Here is a 16,472-nt window from a genome sequence, read left to right as displayed (position 1 = left end):
GCGGGGCGATTGCTCCGCCTTTTTCATTAAGGCACCCTATTTCGAGGTCATCATCCACACGCCGTCCCAGTCATCGCCGGGTGGGTTGGCCTTCATCAATTCGCACCGCTCGATATAGGTGCGGCTAAGCTTGTCGTCGGGATTGGCGTCCAGCGCCTTGGTAAAATAGCCTGCCGCCCGGTCCCAATCCTGTTGGCGATACACCTTTACGCCCTCGTTGAAATTGCCGAGCACGTCCATCAGGTTCGGGAAGCTCGCATCCGAATGATAATCGAGACATTCGAACACGCCGACCGGTTCGGTCTTGCCCTTGACCACCACCTTGTCGACTTCGCGCAGACGATACACGCCTTTTAGCCGGGAGGCGGTGTTTTCGGACAGGAGGATGCGCGCAGAATATTGCTTACACGCACTTTCCAGCCTTGCGGCGAGGTTCACCCCGTCACCGATCATGGTGTAATCCATGCGCTTGCGCGATCCGATATTGCCCGCCACGATGCGGTCGGTGTTGAGGCCAAGCCCCATATCGACCGGCATTTCGCCGCGCCCTTCGCGCTCGACATTCCACTCCCACAGCGCCTTGATCATGTTGATCCCGGCGCGCAGGCCCCGGTCCTCATCGTCATCATGGGCAATCGGTATGCCAAACGCCGCCATGATTGCATCGCCGATAAATTTATCGAGCATCCCGCCCTGATCGGAGATGCAATCCACCATCAGTTCGAAATAGTCATTGAGCAGTGCCACCGTGCCTTGCGCGCCGAGTTTCTCGGTGATCGTGGTAAACCCGCGAATGTCGGAAAACAGGACGGTCGCGGTCGTATCCTTGCCGCCCAGAATTTCATCTTCCTTGCCCCCGCTCAGCATCTGTGCGGCCAGGCCTGGGTCCATATACCGCGACAGAGTCGATCTCGCGCGTTTGGCGTCGGAAATATCCTCGATCATGGCAAGCGTGCCGAGCGCCGCCCCTTCGCCCGATTGCATTGGCAGGACGGTGACATTGGCGGACACCGTATCTCCGCCAAACACCAGTTCGACATCGGTAAGATTTTCGCCCGACTGGCTTTCCGCCACTCGCGCGATCTTATCGACCAGCCATTGGTTGTCTTCACCCAGCACTTCCAGCGGTGTCTTGCCCACAATCGCCGCCGGATCGCAGCGCAATATCCGCGAACCAGCCTGATTGCAGGTGCGGTTCGTGCCTTCTTCGTCAAAGGTTATCACGCCGTTCGACATCGATTGCAGCATGCTCTCATTGTAGTTCTTCATCGACTGGATATCGCCAAACAGCTTGGCGTTTTCGAGCCCGATGGCGATCTGCGCGGTGAAGGCTTTCAATCGGCTTTCGTCCTCTGCGGTGAAGGGGCCGCCGCTTTTGTTGAGCACCTGCGTGACGCCGATGACATCGCCGTTCTTGTTGATCACCGGCACGCAGAGGATCGAGCGCGTAAAGAAACCCGATTGTTTGTCGAAGGCAGGGTTAAACCGCAAATCGGTGTAAGCGTGCGGAATGTTGATCGCCTGGCCCGTGGTAAACACTGAACCCGCGATGCCCAGATGGTTGGGCAGGCGAATTTCCATCGCTTCGAGCCCTTCGCCGACATGGCTGAACAGCTCATTGGTCTTTTCATCGTTGATGAACAGCGTTGATCGTTCGGCGTTGAGCATCGAAGTTGCCTCGGACATGACCCGCCGCAGCAGGACCGACAATTCCAGCTCCGAAGTCATCTCGGACACGATATTGAGGAATTCGATCTCGCGCCTGCGGGTGTCCTCCATCCGCTCGACCAATTGCATCGACTGCAGCGTGATCGCGCATTGCGTGGTCACGCCGTCAAGCACCGCTAGGTCATGCTCGGTAAACTGCCCATCCTGTTTGTTCAGGACCTGCGCCACCCCGATGATCTCATTGCGGGCGTTGCGCACCGGCGTCGCCATGATCGATTTGGTGACATAGCCGGTTTCGGCATCGACCTGCCGGTTAAATCGTTCATCATTATAGGCATCGTGGATGATTAATCCTTCGCCGCTGTGAAATGTCGACCCGGCAATCCCGACGTCATCGAGGATGCGAATCTCGCGGCGTTTGAGGCCTTGCGCGATCCGGCTGAACAGTTCTCCGGTTGCCGCATCGTGCAGGAACAGCGAACCGCGCTCCGCCCCGGTCTGGTGCACAGCGACGCTGACGAGCGTATCGAGCACTGCGTCGAGTGTGTCCATCGACGCCACTTGACGCGACACGTCGAGCATCATCTGGAGCTGACGCACGCGTTCAGCTTGCGACAATTCGGAACCCGCCGAAATGGTTCCGGATGCATCGTTCATGTTTGTCTCTCCGTCAGGCTCTCGCGCAAGTGCTGGATCGTTTGGGTAAGCTCTCGCAGCCGGTCTCGGTGCTGGCGTTCGAGCATCTGTCGTTCTTCGGCAAACCGCGCACGCATATTGTCCATTTCTTCGCGCTGGGTCTGGACCGCCTGGCGCAATTGTCCGGTCTCTCCGGCGGCGGTCTGCTTTTCGGCCTGCACCCTTTGCGCCGCTTCGGCTTTGTGGTCGTCCAGCGTGTCGCGCAGCGCCTGACAGGTTTCCTTGAGCAGTTTGATTTCCGCAGCGGCTTCCTGGCGAGCGGCCTGACGCTGCTTCCCGGTTTCGTGCGCCCTGATTTCCAATTCGTCGCGCAGTGCCTGCGCGGCCGCTTTCAACTGCGCGATTTCAGCCGCCGCCTGAGCCATTGCAGCCTGCAATTTCCGCCGGTTTTCATAATCCTTTTCTTCCAACGCTTCGCGCATCGAAGCGACCATGCGCTGCAATTGGCGATTCTCGGTAAGGGCGTCGTTCAGCTTGTCGGACATGATTGCGCGTAGCCTTAGCCGATAAAGCTTTCAAAAAAACGATTTTGTAACTCGGTGTAAGCTGCTGCCGCTAATTCGAACGGATTAGCCGCTGCGACGCTCGCTGAATGCGGCCATCGGCTCGCTGGGAGTCTTTAACCTGTCGCATATGCTGCGCAATCCGGTTGACTATGAAATCCGAACCGACATCTGATTTGCGCGCGGCCCTTTCTGCGTCGAAATCGGCTTTTATTACAGTCGGATGGCTCAGTGCGATAATCAATGTCCTGCTGCTTGGCGGGCCAATTTACATGTTGCTGATTTACGATTCGGTGATGCCCAGCGGTAGCACGGCGACGCTGTTTGGCCTGCTGGCAATGATCGTTGTGGTTTATGTGTTTCAGGGCCTGTTTGACCTATTGCGCATCCGCATCTTGGGCGATGTCGCGGCCTCGCTCGATGCGCGGGTGACTGGTCAGGTGCACCGCGCAATTGCCTGGTTGGCTCTGCAAAAGGGTGAGGAAGGCGACGATGGCCTGACACCGATGCGCGATCTTGACTCTATCAGGAGCTTCTTGTCTTCGCCCGGACCGGGCGCGTTGATGGATCTGCCTTGGCTGTTGCTGTTCATCGCGCTGCTGATGGTGCTGCATGTGTGGCTGGGCGTGACAGCTTTGGCGGGGGCGCTAATTTTGGTTGCGCTCACCTTCCTGAATGATCGCATGACAAGCGGGCCGAGCGAAGCGCTCAGCCGTGCGCGCGCGCTGCGGGCGAAGTTGGCGGGCGACACTCGCCATCATGTCGAGGTGATCCGAACGCTTGGGATGGCTCAGCGGATGGCTGATCAGTGGCACGCTGCCAACACTCAACTGGGAATGGCTCAGGATGCGGTGGCGCGCAGCGGGAGCCTGATTTCGGGCATCAGCCGAATCTTTCGTCTGTTCCTGCAAAGTCTGGTGTTGACCGTCGGTGCCCTGCTGTATCTGGCAGGGGAAGCGAGCGGCGGGATTGTGTTCGCTGCCTCGATCCTGGCGGCCCGCGCGCTAGCTCCGATTGATCAGGCGATTGCCCATTGGGGCGCGTTTACCGCCGCGCGGCAGGGATGGCAGCGGCTGGAGCGTGTCTTCGCCGCCGTGCCAGGGGCCGAAGGTCAGACGACGCAGCTGCCATCGCCGCGCCAATCGCTGACCCTCGAAAGCCTTGTCATTATCCCGCCAGGTATGGAGGCGCCGGTCATCGAAGGGATCCAGTTCGACCTGATGGCAGGCGATGCGCTGGGAATTATCGGTCCGAGCGCGGCGGGCAAGACCACGCTGGCACGCGCTCTCGTCGGATTGTGGCCGCCGGCCCATGGGTCGGTGCGGCTTGATGGTGCGAGCCTTGAACAATGGCACCCCGATGCACTGGGTATCCATCTGGGGTACCTGCCACAAATCGCTGAATTGTTTGATGGAACCATTGCGCAGAATATCGCCCGCTTCGACCCGGAGCACCCATCGCAAGCGGTGATCGCTGCGGCACAAATGGCGGGTGTGCACGAGATGATTTTGGGCTTTTCCGCTGGCTATGACACTAGGATCGGCGCGGGCGGGGTGCAATTATCGGCCGGGCAACGCCAGCGCATCGGGCTGGCCCGCGCGCTGTATGGCGATCCGTTTCTGGTGGTTCTGGATGAGCCCAATTCCAACCTCGATTCCGATGGGGAAGCCGCGCTTGACCATGCGGTTGCTGCCTGCCGAAAGCGTGGGGCAATTGCAGTGCTCGTCGCGCATCGTCCCTCCGCCCTGCGGCAGGTCAACAAGGTGCTGGTGCTGAAAGACGGCAAGATGGCCGCATTTGGAGAGCGTGACGAGGTGCTGTCCCGAATGGTAACACCACACGCGGCAACCCCCATCCGCCACACGCATAAAGTCACCGCAGCCAAAGAAGGCGCGGCACAATGAATGCGCTGCTCACCATGCCGCTGTCGCAGGACGTCGAAGCGGCAGCCAGCAAGTTTGACGCGCGTGTCAGATCGCGCATGCGGACCTCGATGATCGCTGCGGCGGTGCTGGCTTTGATGGTGCTGATCGGAGGCATTCTCGTGCCGATTGGTGGTGCGGTGATTGCCACTGCCGAGGTTGGACCGGAAAGCCGGATCAAGCGAATTGCGCACCCCACCGGAGGGGTGATCGCGGAAATTCTGGTGCGCGATGGTGATATGGTTGAGGACGGCGATCTGCTGATCCGGCTCGACAGCAATGTCACCGAATTGAGCGCCGAATTTTCGGAGCTGTCGCTCGCGCAATTGTTGGCGCGGCGGGCTGGACTGGTGGCCGAAATCGAAGAGCGCGCAGCAATCACCTTTCCGGCGGAACTGATCCAGGACGACAGCGCCGAGGCGCGCGCCGTTATCGCGTCGGAACAGCGCCGCTTTGGCATCTCCCGCTCTGAACGCGCCAGCCTGCGTATTCAGCTTGATGAACGGGTGAACCAGCTTGGACGCCAGATCGACGGGTATGAAGCGCAGATTTCCGCGCTGAGGCAGCAGCAGGAATTGATCGGACCCGAACTCGCCATGCTGCGCGACATGTTCGATCAAGGCTATGTGACCATCCGGCGGCTCAATGAGATGGAGCGGCAGGCGATCGAACTCGAAGGGTCGATTGGCGCGCTCAGAGCTAATATTGCGCAGTCCAACGCCGGAATTGCTCAGGCGCAGGAGCAGCGTATCCAGATCGGTCAGACCGCACGCGCGCAAGCTGGGGCAGAACTCGCGCAGATCGAGGCAGCAATCAACCAACAGCGCGTCGCCAGCGCGAGTGCAGGGGACACTTTCGACCGTTCGGCGATCCGCGCGCCCTATGCTGGGACTATCGACAAACTGGCGTTCGGAGCGGTCGGAGAGGTGATCCGTCCGGCCGAGACCATTCTTGAAATTGTGCCGCGCGATGATCGTCTGGTGTTCAACGGATTGGTGCTGCCCAGCGACATTGACCGGGTCAAGGATGGGCAGGCGGCGCGGCTGCGGCTGTCTGCATTCAATCAGGCCTCCACACCCGAACTTTCGGGCAAGGTCGCGTTTGTCTCTGCTGATCCCGTCACAGATCAGGCAAGCGGCCTGCGGCTATACCGGGTTCGCGTGGTGCTAAACCCAGAGGATCAGGCGATTGCCGATGAGATGGCTCTCGTTTCGGGCATGCCGGCTGAACTGTTTATTGAAACCGGCAACCGGTCGATGTTGTCGTTTCTGCTAAAGCCGCTGAGCGATCAATTCGAACGCGCCTTTCGCAATTAGCCCAATGTTGCATTCAAAAGAGGGGCGGCAAGAGTGATCCTTGCCGCCCCCTTTTGCTGTCGCATGCCGCGGATCAGACTAGAGAGTCTGTTCCAAGGGCGCTGTGGATGATCCACGGATTGTCGCCCCACTCGCGGGCTTCTGAGCCAAGCTCAATCGTTCCCGAACCGGCGATGGCTTCGCCAAACACGCTTGCAATGTTGACCTGTGTCGCAGCAAATTGAGCGGGCATCATGGTTTGCGGAACCGGACCCGGTTCGCCGTCGTTGCCAAAATTGTCAAAGTCGAACTCGTCGAAACGTGGTCCCCGGCCCCGTCCAGCAGGGGCATCGATCGATGCAGGGTCGCCATCATATTCGACATTGTTCACCACCCGGTTGGCGCGCGTGCCCAGCAAGGTGACCACCAGCACGCCGTCAGCCAAGATTTCTGTATCCGCACCAGCCTGACGGATAATGATGTCGCGGCCCTCGGCATCGGCCAGAGCAATCCGGTCGAATGGTCTGAAATCCGTGATGAAATCGGCATCAGTTTGGGTCTTTCCGGCTTCGACCACGAATGTGTCGCGGCCCGAACCGCCGGTTAACGTGTCTTCGCCGTCGCCGCCGCCGATCACATCATCGCCGCTACCGCCGTTGATCGTATCGTTGCCGACCCCGCCGAACAGCGTGTCGGAGCCAGAGCCGCCTGCAATGGTATCGTTGCCGCCATTGCCATTGACTTCATCGTTGCCGCTGCCAGCGGAAACATTGTCGTTGCCTTCGGTCCCTTCGATGTCGTTGCTGCCTGCAGTGCCGATAATTTTGTTCACCAATTCGCCCACGGTGAACAGCGCAAGGATCGGGTCATGGTCCGAAGCAGGATTGCCAACGGGCGTGTTGGTGTGGACCGCATCGACCTGTGCGCCCGCAGCGAGGTTTGAAGTCGCCAGAATGTGATCGAGCGCCTGCGCATTGCCTTGAAACAGAACGCTGTAACGCTCATTCGCGTCGAGCTTGAAGGTGAGGTTTTCCAGAACGGGCGCGCTGCCTTCCGACACTGTGCCACCGGCAAAATCGAGATCCCCAGTGAGAATCTGCAACGGCTCTTCGAATTGGAATTCGTTGAAATCACCCGCCACCGCGATTTTGGCATCGGCATCCGCAGCGATCAATTGATCTATAAAGCCGTTAACGGCGGCGGCCTGCGCCGCGCGGGCCAGCGCCCCCGCATTGGCGGGCGGCTGAACCGCACTGAAACTGCTGTCTGATCCGATTTTTGATGTGAAGTGATTGCCGATCACCGTCACGGTCTCACCATTGAAACGGAAATTGCCGCCCAGCGGTGCGCGCGATCCCTGAAAGGCTGCATCGAGCGCGCCAGTGTCATCGGTGATGGTGAAGACCGATGCTTCATCCAGATCGACCCGGTCGCCGCGGTAAAGGAAAGCCACGCGGATGTTCCCGCCCGGCTGGCCGCCGCCTGCGCCGTCCTCGACAAAGGGATTGTCGAACACCGAATATTGCACTCCGGACTGTTCAAAAATCGACTGCGCAAGCGCCTGAAGAGTCATCTGCGCCGAAATGGTTCCGTCATTCGCAGAGCCGCTGTCGTCCTGAATTTCCTGAAGCACCACGATATCGGGCGCGGCAAGGTTTACGCCGATGTCGAATGCGATTCGGGCCAGCTGTCCATTGGCCACGTCATCGTCGCCGTCCGCATCATTGATGTCGAGATTGAGGACATTGTAGGTCGCCAGCGCCAATTGGTTTTGAGCGCCTGGAACCAGCGTGGTCATCTCGGCAATATTGGTGCTGGCCTGTGCCACGGTCACCGCCTCGGTCGGGCGGATCTGGAAGTTTTCAAAAGCGTAATCGACCACCCCTGTGACATCGTTCAGCCTTGTGCCCGGCGTCACATCGGGAATGCTGAAATCAGAGCCGTTCAATTCGCCAGCGCTGTCGATCTGGATGCGTTCGGGGTTGAAATCCGAACCCGCGCCTGCGTCAAATTCGCCAAGCCCGCCGTCGCCGCCGTCGACCACAAGCAGCCCACTTGCCGCAACATTGGTGCCAAGCAAGCCGCCTTCGCCGTCGCTTGCCGCCGTCCACAATTCTCCAAAGCCATTGGTTGAATCGACCGCCACCGGGTTCTGGATGGTGACCAGCATCCCTTCGAGGCTTTCCCAGAAATCGATGCCGTCGGTTGCCGGATCAAAACTGGTAAAGTCGTCGTCCTCGATCACTTCGGTTGGGGGCGATACGCCGTCCGGGCCAATCAGGGCTGCAGCGGGCAAGGCATTGCCTGTGCTATCAACAGAGATCAGAGCGTTGGAAAGTTGGGTTATGGTCAGGTTTGACGAATCGCCGCCCGGAAGGAATTCGCCAACGGTGCCGGTAACGGTCAGCCCGTCGCCGCGCGACACTGTCGGGGCGCTGTTGGTAAAGACGAAAATTCCGTCAGAGGTTGCCGTGTTTCCATCTCCGTCGGCATCCTGCAAATAGAAGCCGTTGGCAGCAATTGCGGAGACGATACCAGTCGTCGTGACTTCGTTGCCGGTCCAGATCGAGGTGTGGCCTGCGCCCTGAATCTCGCCAATCTGAAGCGTCACCGCGTCGTCGTTGAGGATAGTGCCAATCGCCACACCGTCGCCAATCGTAGCCCCGCCGGTGGGGCTGCTGAGCCGGATTTCGAGAGTTTCGTCGGGCTCACCCTCAGTATCGCCGGCAATTACGATGCTGACCGTCTTGAAGCTTTCGCCATCGGCAAATGTCACGTTTGTGCCGATTTGTCCGGCCCAATCGGACGGGGCAGCGGCACCAAATCCGCCCGTAAAGACGGTGTCGAAATCGACGGTAATTTCCCCTTGCGTTCCGCCCGCACGGAAAATGTTGAAGGTCAGGTTGCTGAAGCCGCTGTCGCCTTCGACGACTTGGGCGTCTTGGATAAACAACGTTCCATTAGGATTGGCGGCAACAAAATCCTGCCCTGTGTTGACGTCGCCGAAATTGTCATCGCGCGGCGTTTCCCATGTGAAATCGTCGTAGAAAGTACCGGTGCCGGTCAGTTGGAGCGAGAAGCCGGCTGGTGTGCTGCCATCTTCAGCGACGCCAATGTCTTCGCTCGTCAGGCCCGCTGCGGGGCCATCGGTGGCGGTCAGTGTACCTTCATAGGAGAGAAACTGCACCACATTGCCCATGGGATCGACCAACGCAATGCCATCGGGTGAGCCGTTCTGCAGACCCGGAATGGTGAACCCCAGCGTGCCGTACCCATCATCCTGATCTGGCAGAATCACGCCGTTCAGCGTCAGACTATTGTAAACACTCCCGCCATTGCCGTTGTAAAATGCCAGCTGCCAGCCGGTCAGATCGGTCCCGGCGGGGCCGGCAATTTCGACCGCTTCGCCCGTATCGGTGTTGGCGTTGTCATAGTGAATTTCGTTGATGAACACTTCGGCCGGGCCGCCTGATGGTGGCGGCGGCGGTGGCGGAGGAGGTGGTGGTGGCGGCGGCGGAGGAGGTGGAGCAGCACCAAATGACTGACCTGCATTTAGGTCGCCGGGGCTGTCATCCGCTGGGCCGGTCCAGGCGAAGTCAATCGGAGCCGTGCCCGTGCCGGTGAGTTGAAGCGAGAACCCTGCCTCGGTGCTGCTTGTTTCCTCGACGCCCACGTCGGTGCTGGTCAGTCCATCAGCCGCGCCGCCCACGGCGGTGAAAGTGCCTTCGTAGGACAGGAATTGCAGGACAGTGCCCATCGGATCGACCAGTGCCAAACCATCAGGCCCCCCGTTCTGGATGCCTGCACGCGCGAAGCTCAGCGCGCCAAAACCGCTGCCTTCATCGTCGATTGTTCCGGACAGCGTGATTGTGTCGTAAACAGTGCCATTCGATCCATTATAGAGGACAACGCTGTAACCCGTTAGGTCAAGCCCGGCGGTGCCAGCAACTTCGACAAATTCGCCAGTGTCGGTGCTGACATTGTCATAATGAAATTCATTGATGAAGATCACCGGCGGGGCGGCCTCGGCTGTCCCGGTTACGACGATATTGTCGATCGCTGCGTCTTCATCGCCTGCATCCATCACCGCGAAAGTGATGCGGATGTCGAGATTAGATCCGGTTCCGGCAATTGCCGCGCTGAAATTCGCAAAGACGCTGGTCAGCGTCGCGCCATCACCGACCCCATCGAAATCTGTGTCCTGCGCCGGTTCGGTGTTGGTTCCGCCAATCGCCTCAAATGCTAGCAAGTTCTGGAAACCGCCGCCGTCGATCTGGTATTCGATGATGAGCGCAGTGTCGGCGTCCCAGTCCTGATTCGTGCCGTCATCGTCTTCCGCGACATCGATTGAGAATTGCAGATCAGTAAGACCGGAAATGTCGAGGTCGGCAAAAGTGATGGTTTGCGTGCTGGCTGCGCCCTCACCGTCGAGGTCCATCCCGGCAAAATAAAACGAACCGCCAAAACCGGTAACCGAATAAAAGCTGCCAATGTTGCTGCCATCGGTGCGGGTGAAGAAATCGCCCGACAAATCGGTGAACTCGGCGGTCGATGTGGTGTAGCGCGTGCCGTTGCCGTCGGTTTCAAAGCCTTCTTCGAAGACAGTTTCAACGCTCGCCGCTTCGGCCGCAGTCGCCGTTGAGGTGGCAGCGATACCCTGTTCACTCGCGGCCAACAAAAAGAAGGGTTCACCTATGGCGAATGCCGCATCGTCGATGTGAAAGCGGTTGTTGAAGACAGTCGAATCGAGGCCTGCGTGCATGAGAATTCCCCCAAAAAGCTATTGCGATTCGGGAAAGCACCGACTTCGGCCACTCGAATCGAATGAGAGAACGCTAGGTGTTAACCGAGACAGTGATGTTACGCTTTCTTAACGCTAACGCGTCCTCAGGGTGCAGAAAGCTCCGCCTTCTTCAATCGCTTACGACAGTCTCGATGGATGTCGAGCCGGTCAGTCTCAGGCGCCAATAGTCCGTAAAGAACAAGCCATCGGGATCGCGTGCCTCGCGCAGCGCCATAAAATCATCGAAGCGCGGCAGGTTTGCCCGATAATGGGCTGCCCAATCTGCGAAATCATAGCGGGGGACGAATTTGCCCCAATGGAGGCGGAACGGGACGCCATTGTCGCGCAGGACCTCCCAATATTGATCGAGAAAGCCCTCATCCAGATTGGGAATGCCTTGGTTGTCGCGGAACCAATAGACATCGATCCGCACGCTTCCGTCTTTATACTCATCGCTCCCGTCGGTGTAGCCGGGATGCATCCAACCTGCGGTGGGCGGACCACCATACACTTCGGTTGAGAAATATCCCGTCGCTGCATTGCCCCCGGCCTCAAACATCGATTGGTAGAGGTTCATCACCCGCTGCGTGTATTGGATCGGCACCCAGATTTCGGTGAATTCGGTCCCCAGCAGTCCGTCGCTTACGGTGTTATCCATGCACAGACTGCGCCAGTAATAATCGTGAAAGTGGGTTTCGGCGCCTGGTTTGGTCAGCGGCTGAAAAATCGGCAGCAGTTTGGGAAAGGCAATTCGCATCAGCCCACTCAAAAAGGCGAGCACCAGACCCAGAACCCACACAATTATGCCGGTCACACAGCCAAGCAGATAGGTGAAGAACCGCGAAAACGAACCACTGCCACTTTGCCTTAGAGCAAACGCGAGATTCTCAAGATAAATGCCGATCTTTTGCCAGATCAGGCCGATGATCCGCAGCGGGTTGGTGTTGCCCGCCAGCATGAACACCACCGATGCTAGCAGCATTTCGGTCTGCCCGCCAAAATCAGGGGTGAATTGTTGATAGGGAATCAGATTTCGGTCGTTTCGTAGGGCCCGTTCGGCCTGCCATGTCTGGATGCGCTCTGCCCCCTTTTGCGGCCACCATACGACCCTTGCATAAGGCTGCTCTTTAAGAAAATCGCCGAGACTCGGTTGGGCCGGATGGGCGGTCCCATCGCCAAGGAAATCCATGGGTGCGTCGGCTCCGCCGATCGCCGTCATGATCTCTGTGCCCGTGATGTTGTACATCGGCACCAATTGCATGCGCAGACGGGTGACGATCCCCAGCAGCCCCATCGACGTTCCCATCGCGTCGAAATGGGGATGATCCCGATCGATCCATTCGGCATTGCCCAAACCATCGACAATTCTGAACGCGATCACATTGTCCCAGCCGTGGCGGGTCGACCCCCCGGCCGAACCAGTGGCGGTAAAACCGGCAAGAGTCTGGTGAGTGATGCCGCCCAGCGTATCAACCGCCCAGCCTTGTTCAAAAATCTGATGCAGCAGGCTGTTTTCGAGGGTTGAGACGCCAAACGGGTCCTGCGGGTCCCAGCCCAGATTGATGCCCGGACCAGCTTCGATCACGCCCCCCGCTGCGTCCACCCATTCAAGGTCGCGCATCTTGTCAAAGGCCAGGTTGACTTCGCCCGGCGGCGGCGATTGTTGCAGCGTGCGGTTGGGCGGATGGGCATCGACCGGATCGGTGTAGATGCTCCATGCGACGGAATGCGTCGCTCCGCGACCGCGCACATGCAGTGCATTGGATCTGGCGAATTGGATCAGCGCGATGACCTCGCTTTCGCTGCAAGGGTGATAGAAGCCATCAGCCTCAAGTGGAATCGGTGCCGCGGCCATGATGTTGATTGCTCCCCCATACAGTGATCGCATCATGACCCTCAGCGACTGAATGGGAAAGGATCGAAACGTCACTTTGCCCTGCTCAAATGCGCAGAAAGATCATTTTCTTGCGTTTTGTAGCCGATTTTCAGCATTGGTTGTTGCATCCCTGGCTCAAGCTTGTGAGAAGGCGCTCAGGGATCGCCATCCAAGAAAGACTCGCGGATGGGAATTGAGGCAGAGCGCTTTGATTTGACGGGACTATACAAGCCTTGGGCGCAGCGCCCTGCTAGTTTGCTGGCGGGCATTGGCTGGGGGTTTCGACGAAGTGCAATCGATGCAAGACTTGCGCAGCGGCGAGAAAAGAGCAAAGTTAAGGCATCTCGTGGGGGGTATGAGATGACAATATCAAGGCCGAATTGGAAGTGGACCGCTTCCTTGCGTCGGAAAGTCACTGGCTTGTCAGGCAAATGGGCCGGATTTGTCCGCCTGTTTGCCGTGCTCGGGCTGATCGCGGCCTATCCTGCGGCAATCGCATATGGGAACGGCACATTCGAAGGTGTGGCGAGCTGCGCGGGTTCAACCTGCCATGGCCGCGCCGAAGGCAATGGCGCGGTTGTTCGTCAAGATGAAATCGCCAGTTGGCAGGAGCCGTCCTCGGTCAGCGGCGCACACAGCCGTGCCTACGCAGTGCTAGCGGGGCGCAGAGGTCAACAAATCGCCAGCAGCCTTGGCTATGGCCCAGCAACGCAGGCCCCCCAATGCCTGGGTTGTCATGCGACCTATGCGCCCGCTTCTCAGCGCGGGGAACGTTTTCAACTGAGCGACGGGGTTGGTTGTGAAAGCTGTCACGGAGCCGCCGAGGGATGGCTGGCGACGCATTATGCCCGACCTGCAACCCATGCTTCCAATGTTGCCGATGGCCTAACCCCGCTCGACAATCCTCAAGCGCGCGCCAGCGTCTGCCTTGATTGCCATTACGGCTCGGAAAAGACCGGACAGTTTGTCACCCATTCGATGATGGCCGCTGGTCATCCGCGCGTGTCGTTCGAGCTCGACCTGTTCAGCGCGCTGCAACAGCATCACGATATTGATGACGACTATATCGCTCGTAAGCGCAAGCCCGATGCGGTGCGGTTCTGGGCGGTCGGACAAGCCGAGGCAGTGCGGCGGGCGACCCGCCTTTTTGCGCAGCCTAAATTCGGCATGGAGGGCGCGTTTCCGCAGCTCTATTTTTATGATTGTCACAGTTGCCACCGCGAAATTCAGGATTCAGACCAGCGGCGCCTGACCTTTGAGGTCAATCCTGAGCGTCCAATTCCGTTTGGCAATCCTCCGTTCAATGATGAAAATATCATCATGCTGTCGGCGGTCGCCGGGGCACTCGTGCCGGGGCAGGCAGAAAGTTTTCAGACTGCCAGCCGTGCCTTCCACCGCGCGATGGGGCAGGGCAGTCCCGAGGCCGCGCGCGAAGCAGCCGGGACACTGGCTCAGCGCGCCGGAGCGCTGTCCAATGCGCTGAGCCAGCGGGCCTATATTGATGCCGATGCGTTTGAGGTGATTGCTATCATTGGCGGCAACGCAACCCGCCCGCGCTTCACCGATTATTCGGGTTCGGTGCAGGCTGTGATGGCGATCGATACGCTGCTCAATGGTCTGGTTAGCAATGGCCGTGTCACCGCAGGCGCTGCCGCCGGCATCCGCGCTGATATCAACCGCGCTTATTCAGCGGTCGAAGAACCCAATTCATATCGCCCTGCCGATTTCCGCACTGCGCTGAATTCGGCGACCACCGCCATTCGCAGGTTGCAATAATTATGGTTGGGGGGTGGAAAACCATCGTTGCGGCGCCGTTGTTGGTGTTAACTGCTTGCGGTGGCGGAGGCTCCTCTGCGCCGGCGGGTGGGGGCACCGGCAATGCGCCGCCCCCTTCGCCCCCTGCGCCGCCGCCTGCGGGTCAGGTATTTTCTGTACCGGCGCTCGAAAGTCTGTCGGTCAGCGATGTGCAAAACGTGATCGCACGGGCTGCCGCGCAGGCTACAGCGCAGGGCACCCCTGCAGTTATCGCGGTTACCGACCGGGTGGGCAATGTTCTGGCGGTGTTCCGTATGCCCGGTGCGCCGTTGACTGCGGCGATCCCCGATGCTCCCAATGGGCAGAATATCGATATTCAGGGGCTTGATGTTCCGGCAGAGACCGCAGCCATCGCCAAGGCGGTGACGGGCGCCTATCTGTCCAGCGGCGGCAATGCTTTTTCCACTCGCGTCGCATCGCAGATTGCGCAGCAACACTTCCCGCCCGCACCAACGACGGTGGGACTGGAAAGTGGTCCGTTGTTCGGCGTGCAGTTCACACAACTGCCTTGCTCTGACTTGTCAGCGCGGTTTTCGGATGGAACGATCGGTCCGCAGCGTTCTCCGCTCGGGCTTTCAGCCGATGCCGGCGGATTTCCACTTTACAAAAACGGCGTCGTAGTTGGCGGCGTCGGAGTTTCGGCAGACGGGGTTTATGGCTTTGACCCCAATGTGCTTGATGTGGATATTGACGCTGATGAAGCGATCGCACTGGCTGGGACAATCGGGTTTGAGGCGCCGGTAGAAATCCGCGCAGACCGGATTTCGGCGGATGGAACCTCCCTGCGCTACACCGACACCACCTACAATTCGCTCAGCAATGTTTCGGGGGCCAGCTTTACCGGGACGCCAGGCGGGCTGGTAGCAGTGCGGGGATACACCAATGCAGCGATCCGTGCTGGGACTGCTTATGGTTCGGAGGCTTCGGGTATCCGGCCATCGACCGCGACAGAGTTCGCCAACCGGGATGCCTTCATTCTGACTGACGGTGCAGGGACCAACCGTTTCCCGGTGCGCGGCGGAACCGACGGCGCAGATGTCTCCGCACCGATCACCCAGGCCGAAGCGGCAGCGATCCTCGAAGAAGCGTTTACGGTTATGAGCCGCGCGCGCGCGCAGATCCGCCGCCCGCTCGATAGCCGGGCGCAGGTTTCTATCAGTCTGGTCGATACGCGCGGGCGCATACTCGGTATTGTCCGGTCGCCAGATGCCCCGATTTTTGGCACTGATACCAGCTTGCAAAAGGCGCGCACGGCCAATTTCTTCTCGGGTCCCTTTGCCGCGAATGAGTTGCTCGCCGCGCAAGGCGAGGTCCCTGAATATGTGCAGCGCGTTCGAACGTTCCTGAATGATCCGAATGCTCTCACAGGCACCTTCGCTTTTGCGGACCGTTCGGGCGGCAATTTATCGCGCCCTTATTTCCCCGATGGTGAAGTCGGGACACCCAACGGGCCGCTGTCGCGCCCGATTGAACAATTCAATCCGTTCTCTACGGGTCTGCAATCAGCGCTGGTGCTCGGTAATTTGGCAGAGCATCTGAGCTTCGTCCTAGGTGCATCGGCAAATGACACCAATCGCGGCTGCACATCATTGCCCAGCGTTGCAGGGCAAGGCAGCAGGATCGATAACGGCATCCAGATTTTCCCAGGGTCGGTGCCGGTCTATCGCGGCAATCAGTTGGTCGGCGGGATCGGCGTATCTGGCGACGGGATCGATCAGGATGACATGATCAGTTTCCTGGGTTTGCATAATGCCGGGGTTCGCACAGGCACATTGGGAAATGCTCCCAACGACATTCGCGCCGACCGCATCGTGGTGCAAGTTGGCAGCCGCCAAGTGAGATTGCGCTACATCAATTGTCCATTCGCTCCGTTCCTCGATGATCCGGCGCAGAATGTATGTGAGGGGCTGTAGC

8 protein-coding genes are annotated in these 16,472 nt (G+C 59.1%); 4 read left to right on the top strand and 4 right to left on the bottom strand.

Features of this window, described 5'->3' with window-relative positions; all coding sequences use genetic code 11:
• Positions 1 to 36: 36 nt before the first annotated feature.
• Positions 37 to 2,325 (bottom strand): GAF domain-containing protein, encoded by a 2,289-nt coding sequence (locus ACM64M_RS08245; RefSeq protein ID WP_416228200.1) that lies wholly within the window; start codon positions 2,323 to 2,325, stop codon positions 37 to 39.
• Positions 2,322 to 2,849, bottom strand: coding sequence for a hypothetical protein (locus ACM64M_RS08240; RefSeq protein ID WP_416228199.1), 528 nt, complete (start codon positions 2,847 to 2,849; stop codon positions 2,322 to 2,324). The genes ACM64M_RS08245 and ACM64M_RS08240 overlap by 4 nt, the downstream gene beginning before the upstream one ends.
• Before the next feature lie 170 nt (positions 2,850 to 3,019).
• On the opposite strand from ACM64M_RS08240, the gene ACM64M_RS08235 reads away from it, so the two are divergent.
• Together ACM64M_RS08235 and ACM64M_RS08230 are read left to right on the top strand one after the other, a co-directional pair.
• Positions 3,020 to 4,771 carry a type I secretion system permease/ATPase gene (locus tag ACM64M_RS08235; RefSeq protein ID WP_416228198.1) on the top strand — a complete coding sequence of 584 codons (1,752 nt, stop codon included), beginning with the start codon at positions 3,020 to 3,022 and terminating at the stop codon, positions 4,769 to 4,771.
• Entirely contained in the window at positions 4,768 to 6,105 is a 1,338-nt protein-coding gene (locus ACM64M_RS08230) for an HlyD family type I secretion periplasmic adaptor subunit (protein WP_416228197.1), read from the top strand. Before ACM64M_RS08235 ends, ACM64M_RS08230 begins: the two co-directional genes overlap by 4 nt.
• A gap of 73 nt (positions 6,106 to 6,178) precedes the next feature.
• Here ACM64M_RS08230 and ACM64M_RS08225 read toward each other — a convergent pair whose 3' ends face one another.
• Together ACM64M_RS08225 and ACM64M_RS08220 are read right to left on the bottom strand one after the other, a co-directional pair.
• Entirely contained in the window at positions 6,179 to 10,846 is a 4,668-nt protein-coding gene (locus tag ACM64M_RS08225) for an endonuclease/exonuclease/phosphatase family protein (protein ID WP_416228196.1), read from the bottom strand.
• Between the two features lie 151 nt (positions 10,847 to 10,997).
• Positions 10,998 to 12,722 carry a hypothetical protein gene (locus ACM64M_RS08220; protein ID WP_416228195.1) on the bottom strand — a complete coding sequence of 575 codons (1,725 nt, stop codon included), beginning with the start codon at positions 12,720 to 12,722 and terminating at the stop codon, positions 10,998 to 11,000.
• Positions 12,723 to 13,163: 441 nt separating this feature from the next.
• On the opposite strand from ACM64M_RS08220, the gene ACM64M_RS08215 reads away from it, so the two are divergent.
• Complete coding sequence (locus ACM64M_RS08215; RefSeq protein ID WP_416228194.1) at positions 13,164 to 14,519, top strand: multiheme c-type cytochrome; 1,356 nt, start codon at positions 13,164 to 13,166, stop codon at positions 14,517 to 14,519.
• Positions 14,520 to 14,521: 2 nt separating this feature from the next.
• Entirely contained in the window at positions 14,522 to 16,471 is a 1,950-nt protein-coding gene (locus tag ACM64M_RS08210) for a heme-binding protein (protein WP_416228193.1), read from the top strand.
• Position 16,472: the final 1 nt, after the last annotated feature.

The sequence above is a fragment of the Qipengyuania sp. ASV99 genome (assembly GCF_047872805.1).
GTDB lineage: Bacteria > Pseudomonadota > Alphaproteobacteria > Sphingomonadales > Sphingomonadaceae > Erythrobacter.
Note: the sequence above shows the minus strand (reverse complement) of the source record. Positions and strands in the feature narration are given on the sequence as shown.

Coding starts and splice junctions, on each gene's coding strand:
- ACM64M_RS08245 (WP_416228200.1), bottom strand. CDS start 2,325: ATGAACGATGCATCCGGAACCATTTCGGCGGGTTCCGAATTGTCGCAA.
- ACM64M_RS08240 (WP_416228199.1), bottom strand. CDS start 2,849: ATGTCCGACAAGCTGAACGACGCCCTTACCGAGAATCGCCAATTGCAG.
- ACM64M_RS08235 (WP_416228198.1), top strand. CDS start 3,020: ATGAAATCCGAACCGACATCTGATTTGCGCGCGGCCCTTTCTGCGTCG.
- ACM64M_RS08230 (WP_416228197.1), top strand. CDS start 4,768: ATGAATGCGCTGCTCACCATGCCGCTGTCGCAGGACGTCGAAGCGGCA.
- ACM64M_RS08225 (WP_416228196.1), bottom strand. CDS start 10,846: ATGCACGCAGGCCTCGATTCGACTGTCTTCAACAACCGCTTTCACATC.
- ACM64M_RS08220 (WP_416228195.1), bottom strand. CDS start 12,722: ATGGCCGCGGCACCGATTCCACTTGAGGCTGATGGCTTCTATCACCCT.
- ACM64M_RS08210 (WP_416228193.1), top strand. CDS start 14,522: ATGGTTGGGGGGTGGAAAACCATCGTTGCGGCGCCGTTGTTGGTGTTA.